The organism is Parafrigoribacterium soli (genome assembly GCF_040227235.1).
GTDB classification, from domain to species: Bacteria; Actinomycetota; Actinomycetes; order Actinomycetales; family Microbacteriaceae; genus Parafrigoribacterium_A; species Parafrigoribacterium_A soli.
In genome coordinates this window covers 399,895-413,076 of sequence record NZ_JBELNZ010000003.1, presented here as the reverse complement: position 1 = coordinate 413,076, position 13,182 = coordinate 399,895, and the positions used below count along the sequence as shown (strand labels likewise).

Sequence of the window (13,182 nt, the reverse complement as noted above, 5' to 3'; positions counted from 1 at the left end):
ACGAACAGAGAGGTTCAGGACATATCGTGAGCCAACAGGGTACCGACGCCAGTCCGCCAACGAACCAGCTTGATCTCGCGACCGAGTTCCTTGATCGGCAGACGCCACTCGGACGGGTGCGGCAGGCGCTGCACAGATATCCGGCGCTGAGCCCGGGGATCGTCATCGTCGTTGCGGTGATCGTCTTCGGTGTGCTCAACCCCCGATTCTTCTACGCGAACAATCTCTCGCTCATCACCCAGCAGGTCGCGGTGGTCGGAACGCTTGCCATCGCGCAGACGGTCATCATTCTGACGGCGGGCATCGACCTGTCGGTCGGCGCCATGATGGTGCTGGCCTCGATGGTGATGGCTCAGACGGCGAGTCAGAACGGATTTCCCGCACCGCTCGCCCTGCTTGCCGGTCTCGTCGTGGGCTTGGCTGCCGGCGCCCTGAACGGCTTTCTCGTGACGAAGCTGACGCTGCCACCGTTCATCGTCACGCTCGGAACGCTGAGCATTTTCCTCGCTCTCACGCTTCTGTATTCGAACAGCGCGTCTGTGACGGGCGCGAGTATCCCGGCGATGATCACGGCAACCGGCGCCACCTTTGCTGTCGGTGGGGTCAACGTCACCTACGGCGTCGTGATGATGCTCGTGCTCTACATCGTCGTGGCCTTCGTCCTCGGCAGGACCGGGTGGGGTCGCCACGTCTACGCGGTCGGCGACGACCCGGAGGCAGCGCGGTTGGCCGGCATCAGCGTCAACCGTGTTCTCATGGGGGTCTATATTTTCGCCGGCGCCATCACCGCGATCGGTGCCTGGATCCAGATCGGCCGGGCCGACGCCGCGAGTCCGAACGCAGGAACAGATATCAACCTCGACTCGATCACCGCGGTCGTGATCGGCGGCACGAGCCTCTTCGGTGGCCGCGGCACGATCTGGGGCTCGCTGCTCGGCGCTCTGATCGTCGGAGTCTTCCGCAACGGCCTCGCCCTCGCCGGGCTCGACGTTCTCTACCAGACGCTCGCTGTCGGAATTCTCATCATCGTCGCGGTGTCGATCGACCAATGGATTCGGAAGGTACGCAAATGACGATCACGGACTCGAGCCCATCCGGTACGGCCACGCCATCGGGGCAGCCGATCCTGCAGGCGAAGCGCCTGGTGAAGACCTTCGGTCGCGTCGTCGGCCTCGACGGAGTGAGCCTCGAGCTCTACGCCGGCGAGGTGCTGGCGATCATCGGCGACAACGGCGCGGGAAAGTCGACCCTGGTCAAGTGCCTCACCGGAGCCGAGATTCCCGATGAGGGCGAGATCTTCCTCAACGGTCAGCAGGTGAACTTCAAGCGCCCGCAGGATGCGCGCGAGGCGGGGGTTGAGACTGTCTACCAGACGCTCGCGGTGTCGCCAGCGCTCGACGTGGCATCCAACCTCTTCCTGGGCAGAGAAGAACGCAAGAGTGGCATCCTCGGCTCTGTCTTCCGCATGCTCGATGTGAAAGGAATGCGAGAGAAGGCCAAGGCGGAACTCATCAATCTCGGTATTTCGACGCTTCAAGACGTGACCGTGCCGGTGGAAAATCTTTCGGGAGGACAGCGGCAGGCCGTCGCCGTAGCGCGCGCGGCGGCCTTCGGCTCGAAGGTCGTCGTGCTCGATGAGCCGACCGCGGCGCTCGGTGTTCGCGAGTCGAACCAGGTGCTGCAACTCGTGCGCAATCTGCGCGACCGGGGCATTCCCGTCATCCTGATCAGCCACAACATGCCTCAGGTATTCGAGGTGGCCGACCGCATTCACATCCAGCGGCTGGGCAAGCGCGCGGCGACCATCACGCCACAGTCACACTCGATGACGGAGGCCGTTGCCATCATGACGGGAGCATCGGTCTGAGTCGCCTTTCCCGGGCGGCCGCGTCAGGATGAGACGGGGCCACACTCCGGGCAGGACCAGTCGTTGCCCGACTGGCACAGTATGGTTCCGCAGTCGGGGCAGGTGCGCAGTTCATCCATGAACCCATTGTTACTCCGCACCGCGCCAGGATGTCAGCAACTACGATGGAGGAAGCGCTTTCTCGGGCAGGAACCGCGCCTCTCACGCTGATCGGAGTAGAAGATGACGGAGACCTCGGCGAACGAGCTCGAGACGATTGCGGCGAGGGCCGCGGCCGCGGCACCACTCTGGGCCGCGACCTCTCCCCACGCCAGGGCCGGGGCGCTCGTCGCTGTTGCCGACGCGCTGGTGGCCGCCGCCTCGGGGCTCGTGCAGACCGCGATGCGAGAGACCGGACTCAGCGAGACGCGCCTCGCGGGAGAACTGAACCGCACCGCGACACAACTGCGACTGTTCGCTGACACCGTGGTGGACGGCTCGTACCTCGATGTGCGCATCGACGAGGCGGATCCGCAGTTCGCGCTCGGCTCTCGCCCGGATGTACGTCGCTATCGGATTCCGGTCGGACCCGTGCTGAACTTTGCCGCTAGTAACTTCCCGTTTGCGTTCTCTGTGGCCGGTGGCGATACCGCGGCGGCGCTCGCCGCGGGTTGTCCGGTGATTCTCAAGGCGCACTCCGGACATCCGGAGCTCTCGGTGCAGACGGCGGACGTCGTGACCGCGGCGCTCGCGGGCGCGGGCGCACCCGACGGGACTTTCCAGCTGATCAGCGGCCAGGATGCTGGCGTCGCGATGCTGAAGGATCCGCGAATCGCTGCCGGCAGCTTCACGGGCTCCATTCGCGCGGGCCGTCTGCTTGCGGACATCGCCGCCTCAAGGCCAGCACCGATCCCGTTCTACGGTGAACTGGGGAGCGTCAACCCGGTGTTCGTCACGAAGGCGGCTATCGATGAGGACGCGGAGGCGATCGCGAACGGCTTCGTGACCAGCGTCGCCGGGTCTGCCGGGCAACTCTGCACCAAGCCGGGCTTCCTCTTCGCGCCGCGGGACAACGGTTTGAGCGACCGCATCGCAGAACTTGCCGCCGTCGTGCCGGAGCACCGATTGCTGAACCCGGGTATCACCCGCGGTTTCGAATCGAGGCGCGACGCTATCCTGGCGACCCCCGGCATCGAGATCATCGCCGAGGGTGCTCTGCGCGTGGACGCTGAGGGCGAGGGCTGGGCCACCCCCACCATCGTGAGCGTCACCGCGGACGGCCTTCGAGCGCACCGGGATTCTCTACTCGACGAGGCCTTCGGACCGCTCTCGATCGTGGTTGAGTATCCGCAGGGCGCGGACCTTGCCGCGATCGCGAACGAGCTCTTCGAGGGCAATCTGACCGGAACCGTGCACACGGCATCGGGCGAGGATGACGCGGCGATCCGTTCGCTCGTCGGCTGGATCACCGGGCATGCGGGTCGGGTGCTCTTCGGTGGCTGGCCCACCGGCGTGGCCGTGACCCCTGCCATGCAGCACGGAGGCCCCTGGCCTGCGACCACGAATGACTCCAGCACCTCTGTGGGAACAGCCGCGATCGGCAGGTTCCTGCGCCCGGTCGCCTACCAGGACTCCCCGGCCGCGCTGCTGCCCGAACCACTCCGCGATGACAATCCGTGGAATGTGCCACAGGCTCGCGCGGGCGCGGGCGAATCCCGGACGTGGGGCGCGAGGGCGAACAGCTAGCGTCGAGACTGTGCTCAGTAGCGGTAGTCGCCGACGGCGTCGAGGCTGAAGGGTTCCGCACTCGCGGCCGATGCCGGTGCCGGTGCGTTCGCGGCGAAGCCGGCGACTGCGGCCTCGCGGCTCTCGTAGCGTACGGGTTCGGTGGAGCGGCGCACATCCGTCGCATCGAAGGAATCGGCCGTCTGCTGGATGAATCCGAGCAGGGTGCGCGGGTTCGTCTCCCTGAAGCGGCGGTCGATCACACGCCAGTTGCCCTGGGTCAACTCTTCCAGGCGGATGTCGGCGAGGGTCGCCTGCGGCAGCTCGCGCTCCATCACGACACCTCCGAGGGACACTCTCCCGCTGCCGGAAGTCCGCCGTGCAAGCCGTCCGCAGGCTCCGCATCGAGGTCGTGTACAGAGAAGGGTGTCGACGGCGCCACGTGGAGCATCTCCAGGCCGTCCTCATGCAGGAGCGGCACGAGCTCGGCCTCGCCGGAGTCGATCAGCCGCTGCGCGCGACGGAGGAAGATTCCTGCCATCTCAAAGCTCGCGATGAACCGCCGACCCCCGTAGTGCACGCACACCAGTTCATGTGCGCGACGTCGCAACGTCGCGTGCTTCGACCGGGTGGGAACCCCTGCGTCGCCATCCAGTGGGCGTTCGATTTCCTCACGCCGCAATGCCTGCTGTGTGATCGAATCCGCCGGACGCTTCTCCCGCGGATTGAGATCCTGTACCTGTGCCATGTGCTCACCCCCGCCAGTGCCAACAGCTACCGCTGCAAGGCTGACCATACCCCCCAGAACGGGGGCAGACAATGATGTTCAGTACTCCCCCAGCACCTCCTCAGCTTTGCCGGAGGGATGCACCTCCCTGGCGAAGAGCGCGGGCCAAAACGGAGCCGTCCGTGTTAGCGTGCGGCATGGCCCGAATCGCCAGCGTGTCCACCGCATTTCCGGCGAACAGCTACCCCCAACAGACGATCACCGATGCCATCGCGCCACTGATCAGCACGGACTCTTCAAAGCAGGCGGTGCTGCGAAGGATGCATGGCGCCAGCGGGGTGCGCACCCGCAACCTGGTGCTGCCGATCGAGAGCTACGGTGATCGGCAGAGCTTCACCGAGTCGAACGGATTGTTCGTCGAGGTTGCCGTGCAGCTGGTCGGCGAGGCGCTGAACTCGGCGCTCCAGACGGCCGGGCTTCTCGCGCGCGAGGTCGACTACGTCATGTTCACCTCTGTCACGGGCATCTCCGCGCCGTCGGTCGAGGGACTGCTCGTGCCCCGGCTCGGGCTGCGCACCGATGTCAAGCGCGTGCCGATGTTCGGCCTCGGCTGCGTCGCGGGAGCCTCGGGGATCGCGAGGATCAACGACTACCTGGCCGGACATCCGAATGACGTCGCCGTGTTGCTGTCGGTGGAGTTGTGTTCCCTGACCTTCCAGCGTGACGACGACTCGATGGCCAACATCGTGGCCACCGGGCTCTTCGGCGACGGGGCCGCCGCCGTCGTGATGGTGGGTGCCGATCGCGCGTCCCGCATGCCCGTGACCGGCCCGGATGTCATCGACTCGCGCAGCCAGCTCTACCCCGGCACCGAGGAGGTGCTGGGTTTCAACGCCGGTGAGACGGGCTTCCGCATCGTGCTCACCTCGGCCGTCGCCGGCGTGATCGAGAGCAATTTCGAGGCGGATGTTGTGGGCTTCCTCGCCGCGAACGATCGAACGCTGGGCGACATCGACGGTTTCATCGCGCACCCGGGCGGACCGCGCGTGCTCGAGGCGTTCCAGTCCTCGCTCGGTCTCGCCGACGGCGCACTCGATAACAGCTGGCGGTCGCTGGCCGAAGTCGGCAACCTGTCCTCCGCATCCGTGCTGCACATACTCTCGACCGAGCTCGCCGCCGGCGCGCAGTCCGCGGGCACCCAGACGCTCCTGTTCGCGCTCGGCCCAGGCGTCAGCGCCGAACTGGTGCTGCTGCGATGGCCGGACGCCACCGCGGAGACCGCCGCATGATCTGGTTCGCCGTGCTCGTGCTGCTCACCGGCTTCGAGCGCCTCTGGGAGCTCGTGCTCTCCACCCGCAACGCACGCTGGGCCTTCGAACGCGGCGGTCGCGAGTTCGGGCAGTCCCACTATCCGTTCATGGTGGTGCTCCACACCGGTCTGCTGCTCGCCTGCCTCGCCGAGGCGTTCTTCGGTCAGCGTCCGTTCCTGCCCTGGCTCGGCTGGCCGATGCTCGTGATCGCGATCGCCTGCCAGGGCCTGCGTTACTGGTGCATCCTCGCTCTCGGCCATCAGTGGAACTCGCGGGTCATCGTGGTGCCGGGTCTTGGCAGGGTGACGCGCGGGCCCTACCGCTTCCTGACGCATCCGAACTACGTCGTCGTGATCGCCGAGGGCATCGCGTTGCCGCTCGTGCATACCGCCTGGGTCACCGCCCTCGTCTTCACCGTGCTGAACGCGATCCTGCTGTTCGGCTTCCGAATCCCCACCGAGGAGCGGGCGCTGGCATCGCTCGATGACGCGCGCACGGCATGAGACCGGATGTCGACGTGCTCGTGGTCGGCGGCGGACCCGTCGGTCTGGCGTGCGCGATTGAAGCGCGGTTGCGCGGACTGACCGCCGCGATCGTCGAGCCGCGCGAGGGCGCGATCGATAAGGCCTGCGGTGAGGGGCTCATGCCGGGGGCCGTGCCCGCGCTCGAGCGGCTCGGCGTGCGGCCGCCCGGACATCCGCTGCGCGGTGTGAGCTATCGCGATGCGAGCCGCACCGTCGAGCACCGCTTCACCGCGGGCAGCGGCCTGGGTGTGCGGCGCACCGTGCTGCACGCCGCTCTTCTGGTTCGAGCTGTCGAGGTCGGCGTGGATGTGCTGCACGCTCGCGTGACAGCGATCAACCAGGACGCGAATGGGGTCGAGGCCGCGGGCCTGCGTGCCCGCTACCTCATCGGCGCGGATGGGCTGCACTCGACGGTGCGCACGCTGCTGGGCGTCGACGTGGCCTCATCGGGACCTCGGCGCTACGGGCTGCGGCGACACTTCTCCGTGGAACCATGGACCGACCTGATCGAAGTGCACTGGACTCCACGCCTCGAGGCCTATGTGACACCGCTCGGCGACGGCATGGTCGGCGTCGCGATGCTCGGTGCTCGCGGAACGAACTTCGAGGAAGAGCTCGCTGCCATCCCCGCGCTCGCCGCGCGCATCGGCTCGGCCGCTCCGGCGAGTTCGTTGCGCGGAGCGGGTCCGTTTCGCCAGCGCAGCTCCCGCCGCAGGGTCGGGCGCGTGATGCTGGCGGGGGATTCGTCCGGGTATGTGGATGCGATCACCGGGGAGGGCATCCGGGTCGGTCTTGCCCAGGCGCGGGCCGCGATCGACTGCGTTGCCGCGGATGATGCCTCCGGCTACGAGCGCGCCTGGTCGAAGTGCACACGCGACTTTCGACTGCTCACCTCCGGACTCGTCGCGCTCGCGGGTTCGCCGCTGCGACCGGCGATCGTTCCGCTCGCCGATGCGCTGCCGGGAGTCTTCGGCGCGGTCGTGGAGCGGTTGGGGCGGTAGCGCGCTTTCGGCGCTTCGACAGGCTCAGCGACCGAGCAGCCTCAGCGACCGAGGGGACGGCGACGCTTCGACAGGCTCAGCGACCGAGCAGCCTCAGCGACGGGTGGCGGCGACCAGGCGGTCGAAGAGCTCGTTCAGTTGCGGGTCGACCTTCTGCTCCGCGGGATGCGCATCGTACCAGTCGACGATTTCCCGCGCGCCCGCGGCGAAGGGCGTGGTGGCCACGAAGTCCGGCACGAGCGACTTCACCTTGCTGTTGTCGAAGATGACCGAGTGCGAACGATCACCGAGGTGACCGGCGCCCATCTCCGGGTCGGCCGCGGCAATCGCATCCGAGGTGACGTGCACGAGGTTTGGTGTGACACCGAGCGCGCTGCCGAAGATGCCCGCGATCTGATCCCAGGTGTGCACCTCATCCGAGGTGATCTGGAAGGTGTCGCCGACCGCCTGCGGGTGGCCGAGAAGCCCGACGAAGGCTTTGGCGAAGTCCCGGGCGTGCGTGAGCACCCAGAGCGAGGTGCCGTCGCCGTGAACAACCACGGGCTCGCCGCGGCGCATGCGGTCGAGGGCGGTCCATCCGCCGTTCAGCGGCAGGCTCGTCTGGTCATAGGTGTGTGATGGCCGGATGATCGTGGCCGGGAAGCCGCGCTCGCGGTACGCCGCGACGAGCAGGTTCTCGCACGCGATCTTGTCGCGGGAGTACTGCCAGAACGGGTTGCGCAGCGGCGTGGACTCGGTGATCGGCAGGTGCGCGACGGGCTTCTGATACGCGGATGCGGAGGAGATGAAGACGTACTGCCCCGTTCGCCCCTCGAACAGATCGATATCCGCCTGCACGTGACCCGTGGTGAATCCCACGAAGTCGGCCACGACATCGAACTCGCGGTCACCGAGCGCGGCGCGCATCGAGGACGCGTCGCGCACATCCGCCTGCAGCAGTTCGGCGCCTTCGGGCGCTGGGCGACGCGCACTCTCGCCGCGATTGAGGATGGTGAGGTCGATGCCGCGCTGCACTGCGAGGTGACTCACCGCGTTGCTGATCGTGCCGGTACCGCCGATGAAGAGGACTGTGAGGGAGGTCATTGCTCTACAGTCGCGGCTGCGATGAGCTTCGTCAAGGTGGCACGGATCTCCTGCAGCTCTTCGACCGGCACTCCGAGCCGATCCACGATTTTGCCAGGCACCTCTTCTGCCTGGACGCGCAGGGCGGCACCCTTTTCCGTGAGGGCCACATCGAGCGCGCGTTCGTCGGTCGCGCTGCGCTCTCTCGTCAGCAGTCCCGCGGCTTCCAGCCGCTTGAGCAGAGGCGAGAGGGTCGCCGGTTCGAGGAACAGCGCCTCACCGATGTCGCGCACGGTGCGAGGGTTGCGCTCCCACAGGGCGAGCATCACGAGGTACTGCGGATGCGTGAGGCCGAGCGGTTGCAGGACCGGCCGGTAGTGCGCGATCACCGTTCGGGCCGCGACCGCGAGACCGAAACAGACCTGGCGTTCGAGAGCGAGTGGATCCTTCGTTGTCGTCATCGTCACGAATCTTCCTCCTGCTCGCAGCCTAGCGCCAAATAGTTAGTACACTAAGTAAATTGCCCACGAGAGAGGACCGGTGTGGCTACGACAGTGCCATGGTGGACGCGCCTGAACCGTGCGCTGTTTCCCGTCGTCGGACCCGCGCAACTGGGTCCGTTCAACGAGCCGCCGCTGCCGTCACCGCACAGCAAGCCGTGCCCGCTGTGTGGCACCGCGATGAGCGAGCACACCGTCGAACGGCGAGACGGTCGGCCGACAAAGCTGCACTGCCCGGGTCACGGCAGCTACACCGTGGGCCCGGCTGCCGAGATCAACCTCTAGACCGCGATGCGCGATTCGCCGAGCAGCAACTCGTGCAATTGCGTCGCCGTGTCGACGCTCGCGATCGTCCCCTCCGACTCGGCCGGAGTGCCGTAGCCCCAGGTGACGAAGATGGTCGGCACGTCGTGCTCCGCGGCTCCGCTGACGTCGTGCTCCCGATCCCCCACCATCACGGGCGCGGAAATGTCGGCACCCAGGAACTCGAGGCGGCGCAGCGCCTCGGCCACGACATCCGACTTGCGACTGCGCACCTCGTCTTCTGAGGCGCCGGTGATCGCGTCGAAGTATCCCGTGAGACCGGCGAGGTTGAGCATCTTCGTGGCGGGCAGCTCGGGTTTCGACGTCGCGAGCGAGAGCGGGATGGGACTGCCGTGCACCTGCCTGAGCAGTTGCGCGACCCCCGGGTAGACGGTGCTCTGCAGCGCCCCGCGTTCGAGATAGCGCACCCGATAGATATCGAGTGCCTCCTGCGACTCCCGAGGGTTCATCCCGGCGAGGTCGCGGAAGGAATCGAGGATGGGCGGGCCGACGTAGCGGAGAAGCTCCGACTGGGGCGGCACCGGACGACCGAGCTCGGTGAACATGTAGGCGAGCGATTCGGTGATGCCGGGAGCTGAGTCGAGGATCGTGCCGTCGAGGTCGAAAAGAATGCAGCTCCATGGGGTAGACATCACGCCAAGCCTAAGGCGCCGTCGCGTCCCGCGCTCGCCAACGGTCAGGCGGATGCGCGCAGGCGTCGCTGCATCAGCAGGGCCAGGTCGCGCAGTCGGGCGAGGTCCGCGTCGTCCGTCGAGTCGCGCGGCTCCGGATCGAAGACGCAGAGAGCGCCGATGCGCTCGCCGGAGGGGGATTCGATCGGAAAGCCGGCGTAATAGCGGATGCCCGGCTCGCCTGCCACGAGCGGATAGTCACGGAATCGTTCGTCCTGCTGCGCATCCGGTATCACCAGGCCACCTCGCAGGCGAATCGTCGTGTCGCAGAAGGACCCGGCTCGCGGCAGTTCGTCGACCGGCGAGCGGGCGCTCGCGCGAATCACCTGCTTGTCGTGGTCGAGCACCGTGAGCACCGCCGTTCGCACCTGCAGCGAGGTCTGTGCGATGCCGAGGATTTCGTCGAGAGCCCGGCCGAGGTCGGAATCCGACAGGTCGAGGGCGTCGACGGCCGCCTGGCGTTCCATCTCCGCGCGATCCTCGTCGTAAGGGAACGGGCGGTACGGGTCGTCGGGCTGGTGGGGGAGGCGCGCGAGTGCTGGAGCCAGCGCGGCGGCGATGACCTGTGCGGCGCCGGCGTAGCTGTCCGGGCCGCGGTGGCGGTGCGGCGCAGGAAAGGCGAGGGCGGGCAGCGGCAGAAAAATGGCGTGCGGCGCGGCCGCGCAGACCTCGGCCGATTCTTCGTTGAGCAGGAACCCGTGGTCCTCCGCGAGGCCACCGAGGGCAGAGTCGTAGATGCGGATGGACCGCACCCTCGGGATCGCCGTGAATACGACGGGCACGGGCGCGATTTCGGCCAGGGTCGTGAGCAACTCGGTGAGATCGCTTCGCCACTTCTTGGTCGGGGCGAGCTCGAGCGCCTCGTTGACTCCGAGCACGATGACAATCGCGTCGTAGCGCCAGAGTCGCATGGCACTCAGCCGGGCCAGCGCACCATCGAGGTGGTTGGCGGGATGCGAGACGACGTCGACGTCGGTGCCGCGCTTGGTGAGAGACGAGAGGGCTCTGGCCAGGAAGCCGGGCAGCGCCAGGTCATGGGTGGTCACGCCCCAGCCGACCGACATACCGGCGCCGAAGAGGAGGATGCGATCGCTGTTGGGCCCGCGCGCGCTCACGTGCGGTTCGTCGTAGGGGCGCGGCGTCTGCTCGAGTTTCGTTTCGATTCCGGCGCGCCACAGTCGCATCAGCGGAGCAAGCCGACGCTTGGCAGAATCGGCGCTGAGAAAGCCGCGCTTGCCGGCCTCGCCCGCGCGTCCATACCCCGCCATCATCGCACCCCACCCGTACGTCGTTCCTCTTGCGCAGCCATTCGGGTGGACCGCTCACAGGCAGCCTAGCCTACGCAGACAGGCGCCAAAGAGCCCCCGCGGCGAGGCTCCGACGCCGTCTAGAACAGGCGCGAATGACCGTCGTCGAGCCCGCGCATTTCGTCGTAGTCGAGAAGCAGACAGCGGATGCCCCGGTCCTCGGCCAGCGTGCGCGCCTGAGGTTTGATCTCCTGGGCCGCGAACACGCCGACCACGGGTGTCAGGTGCGGGTCACGGTTCATGAGCTCGAGGTAGCGGGTGAGTTGCTCGACGCCGTCGATGTCGCCGCGGCGCTTGATCTCTACGGCGACCGCCTTGCCCGCGGCATCCCGGGCCAGGATGTCGACCGGCCCGATGGCGGTCATGTACTCGCGGCGCACGAGGGTGTGTCCGTCGCCGAGAAGTTCGATGTGTTCGGCCAGCAGTTTCTGCAGGTGCGCCTCGACGCCGTCCTTCTGCAGGCCGGGGTCGATGCCGAGTTCGTGCTCGCTGTCGTGCAGGATCTCGTGGATCGAGATCACGAGCATGTCGGCGGTCTTCGCCTGCGCGACCTTCCAGATCTCGGTGACTCCGGCATCCGCCTGTTCGGCATCGGGCACGATCGCCGAGATGTAGCACGGCGGGCTCATCCAGTTGAGTGGCTTATAGGAGAGGGAATCCGAGTGCACGAGCACGCTGCCGTCGGCCTTGAGCAGCAGGAGCCGCGTGGCGAGCGGGAGATGCGCGCTGAGACGGCCCGCGTAGTCGACGGAGCAGCGGGCAATGACGAGACGCACCCGTCGAGCCTAGCGTTCGCCGCGTTCGTTTCGTTCGACAGGATGACCTCGCCCGATCGGGCGCTCGACAGGAGAAACGGGTGCCCGCGGCACCCGGCTTCCTGTCGAACGAGTGGTTACTCGGCGGGTGGTATCGACTGCGGCTCGCGCGCGGCGAACGACACGATGCCGGCGAGCGCGACGAGCACGAGCACGAGCAGCAGTCCGTGCAGGATGCCGAAGTGGTTGCCGAGGAATCCGATCACCGGTGGACCGACGAGGAATGCGAGGTAGCCGATCGTGGCGACGGCACTCACGCGTGCGGCCGCCTTGCGTGGGTCGTCGGCCGCAGCAGACATCCCCACCGGGAAGCCGAGCGAGGCGCCGAGACCCCAGAGCACCACGCCGATGATCGCGACCCAGACGATGGGCACGAAGATGAGGATGAGCAACCCGACCGCCGCGAGTGCCGCGGTCGCACGCAGCACCGGAACCCGGCCGTAGCGATCGAGAAGGCGCACGCCCGACAGCCGCCCGACCGTCATCGCCGTGACGAAGACACCGAACACGAGTGCTCCGACGGTGGCATCGGTGTGATGGCCGTGCACCATCGCGTAGGAGAGCCAGTCGTTCGCGGAGCCCTCGGTGAACGCCATCCCGAGCACGATCAGGCCGATGAGCAGGGTGCGCGGATCGCGCCAGATCGAGAGGCGCTTGCGCCAGCCATCCGTTCCCTCCGGCTTCACGGAGTGGTCGGTGCCGCCACCCTCGGGCAGCAGGTAGCGCACCGCCCAGATGACGACGACGATGATGAGCACGCCCAAGGCGGCGAGGTGGATCTCGAGAGGCAGCTTGAGCGCCTCCGCGAGAGCGCCGAGCCCGGCGCCGACGATCGTGCCGGCGCTGAAGAAGGCGTGGTAGATCGGCATGATCGTTCTGCCGATGGCTCGTTCATTCGCGGCGCCCGAGACGTTCATGGCAACGTCGCAGATCCCGGTCGCGGCGCCGAACACCACGAGGCCGGCCACGGCGACAGCGAAGGAGTCGAAAATGGTGACGCCCATCGCCGCCAGGACGAGGCCGAGGGGTGCGATCAGAAGCGTGACCAGGATGGTGCGCTTCGCGCCGAAGTTGGCGACGAGGTGCCCCGAGGCGATGAGCCCCGTGATCGAGCCGACGGCGATGCCGAACAGAAGAACGCCAACCTGCGCGGTGTCGATGTCGAGCGCGACGCTCACGGCGGGAATGCGGGCGGCCCAGCTGGCCAGCCCGACGCCGCAGAGCGCGAAGATCACGAACAGTGAGTTGCGCCATGCTGTGAGGGCGGCGCGGTCGGGCGCAGTCACGCCCGAACCGAGTCGGTCGGCGCTCGCCGGAGTGGTCGATGACATGAAAACCTTCGGAGTCTGTGCTGAGCGATGCGCTCGTTG

The 13,182-nt window shown here is 67.3% G+C and carries 15 protein-coding genes; 7 read left to right on the top strand and 8 right to left on the bottom strand.

All coding sequences use genetic code 11. The features are described 5' to 3' along the window. Positions 1 to 26 precede the first annotated feature (26 nt). The 3 genes from ABUA37_RS10235 to ABUA37_RS10225 all read left to right on the top strand — a co-directional run bounded on the left by ABUA37_RS10235 (position 27) and on the right by ABUA37_RS10225 (position 3,592). Positions 27 to 1,073 carry an ABC transporter permease gene (locus ABUA37_RS10235; protein ID WP_349899096.1) on the top strand — a complete coding sequence of 349 codons (1,047 nt, stop codon included), beginning with the start codon at positions 27 to 29 and terminating at the stop codon, positions 1,071 to 1,073. Further along, the gene (locus tag ABUA37_RS10230; protein WP_349899095.1) at positions 1,070 to 1,867 is read left to right on the top strand and encodes an ATP-binding cassette domain-containing protein; all 798 of its coding nucleotides are present in this window, start codon (positions 1,070 to 1,072) and stop codon (positions 1,865 to 1,867) included. Before ABUA37_RS10235 ends, ABUA37_RS10230 begins: the two co-directional genes overlap by 4 nt. Positions 1,868 to 2,089: 222 nt before the next feature. Next, the gene (locus tag ABUA37_RS10225) at positions 2,090 to 3,592 is read left to right on the top strand and encodes an aldehyde dehydrogenase (NADP(+)) (RefSeq protein WP_349899094.1); all 1,503 of its coding nucleotides are present in this window, start codon (positions 2,090 to 2,092) and stop codon (positions 3,590 to 3,592) included. Between the two features lie 14 nt (positions 3,593 to 3,606). Here the strand turns inward: ABUA37_RS10225 and ABUA37_RS10220 are convergent, their stop codons facing one another. Together ABUA37_RS10220 and ABUA37_RS10215 are read right to left on the bottom strand one after the other, a co-directional pair. Continuing rightward, positions 3,607 to 3,906: a hypothetical protein gene (locus tag ABUA37_RS10220; protein WP_349899093.1), complete on the bottom strand. Its 300-nt coding sequence runs from the start codon at positions 3,904 to 3,906 to the stop codon at positions 3,607 to 3,609. Then, the gene (locus ABUA37_RS10215) at positions 3,906 to 4,319 is read right to left on the bottom strand and encodes a hypothetical protein (protein WP_349899092.1); all 414 of its coding nucleotides are present in this window, start codon (positions 4,317 to 4,319) and stop codon (positions 3,906 to 3,908) included. The genes ABUA37_RS10220 and ABUA37_RS10215 overlap by 1 nt, the downstream gene beginning before the upstream one ends. A 71-nt stretch (positions 4,320 to 4,390) precedes the next feature. Here ABUA37_RS10215 and ABUA37_RS10210 point away from each other — a divergent pair, with 71 nt between their 5' ends. From ABUA37_RS10210 to ABUA37_RS10200, 3 genes are read left to right on the top strand one after another with little or no spacing between them, the layout of a single operon-like run. After that, a complete protein-coding gene (locus ABUA37_RS10210; RefSeq protein ID WP_349899091.1) occupies positions 4,391 to 5,587 on the top strand; it encodes a type III polyketide synthase in 1,197 nt (398 codons plus the stop codon). Then, positions 5,584 to 6,111 carry an isoprenylcysteine carboxyl methyltransferase family protein gene (locus ABUA37_RS10205; protein ID WP_349899090.1) on the top strand — a complete coding sequence of 176 codons (528 nt, stop codon included), beginning with the start codon at positions 5,584 to 5,586 and terminating at the stop codon, positions 6,109 to 6,111. The genes ABUA37_RS10210 and ABUA37_RS10205 overlap by 4 nt, the downstream gene beginning before the upstream one ends. Beyond that, positions 6,108 to 7,133: an NAD(P)/FAD-dependent oxidoreductase gene (locus tag ABUA37_RS10200; RefSeq protein ID WP_349899089.1), complete on the top strand. Its 1,026-nt coding sequence runs from the start codon at positions 6,108 to 6,110 to the stop codon at positions 7,131 to 7,133. The genes ABUA37_RS10205 and ABUA37_RS10200 overlap by 4 nt, the downstream gene beginning before the upstream one ends. A gap of 93 nt (positions 7,134 to 7,226) precedes the next feature. On the opposite strand, the gene ABUA37_RS10195 is transcribed toward ABUA37_RS10200, so the two are convergent. Together ABUA37_RS10195 and ABUA37_RS10190 are read right to left on the bottom strand one after the other, a co-directional pair. Further along, positions 7,227 to 8,216 carry an SDR family oxidoreductase gene (locus tag ABUA37_RS10195; protein ID WP_349899088.1) on the bottom strand — a complete coding sequence of 330 codons (990 nt, stop codon included), beginning with the start codon at positions 8,214 to 8,216 and terminating at the stop codon, positions 7,227 to 7,229. After that, positions 8,213 to 8,656 carry a MarR family winged helix-turn-helix transcriptional regulator gene (locus ABUA37_RS10190; protein ID WP_349899087.1) on the bottom strand — a complete coding sequence of 148 codons (444 nt, stop codon included), beginning with the start codon at positions 8,654 to 8,656 and terminating at the stop codon, positions 8,213 to 8,215. The genes ABUA37_RS10195 and ABUA37_RS10190 overlap by 4 nt, the downstream gene beginning before the upstream one ends. 81 nt (positions 8,657 to 8,737) lie before the next feature. Here ABUA37_RS10190 and ABUA37_RS10185 point away from each other — a divergent pair, with 81 nt between their 5' ends. Beyond that, positions 8,738 to 8,980 carry a hypothetical protein gene (locus ABUA37_RS10185; protein WP_349899086.1) on the top strand — a complete coding sequence of 81 codons (243 nt, stop codon included), beginning with the start codon at positions 8,738 to 8,740 and terminating at the stop codon, positions 8,978 to 8,980. Here the strand turns inward: ABUA37_RS10185 and ABUA37_RS10180 are convergent. The 4 genes from ABUA37_RS10180 to ABUA37_RS10165 form a co-directional block, all read right to left on the bottom strand. After that, complete coding sequence (locus ABUA37_RS10180) at positions 8,977 to 9,651, bottom strand: HAD hydrolase-like protein (protein WP_349899085.1); 675 nt, start codon at positions 9,649 to 9,651, stop codon at positions 8,977 to 8,979. The genes ABUA37_RS10185 and ABUA37_RS10180 overlap by 4 nt on opposite strands. A gap of 44 nt (positions 9,652 to 9,695) precedes the next feature. Then, positions 9,696 to 10,958, bottom strand: a complete 1,263-nt coding sequence (locus tag ABUA37_RS10175; RefSeq protein ID WP_349899084.1) for a GAF domain-containing protein — start codon at positions 10,956 to 10,958, stop codon at positions 9,696 to 9,698. Positions 10,959 to 11,077: 119 nt separating this feature from the next. Then, on the bottom strand, positions 11,078 to 11,773 hold the full coding sequence (gene nucS, locus ABUA37_RS10170) for an endonuclease NucS (protein WP_349899083.1): 696 nt from the start codon (positions 11,771 to 11,773) through the stop codon (positions 11,078 to 11,080). A gap of 116 nt (positions 11,774 to 11,889) precedes the next feature. Further along, entirely contained in the window at positions 11,890 to 13,143 is a 1,254-nt protein-coding gene (locus ABUA37_RS10165) for an MFS transporter (protein WP_349899082.1), read from the bottom strand. Positions 13,144 to 13,182: the final 39 nt, after the last annotated feature.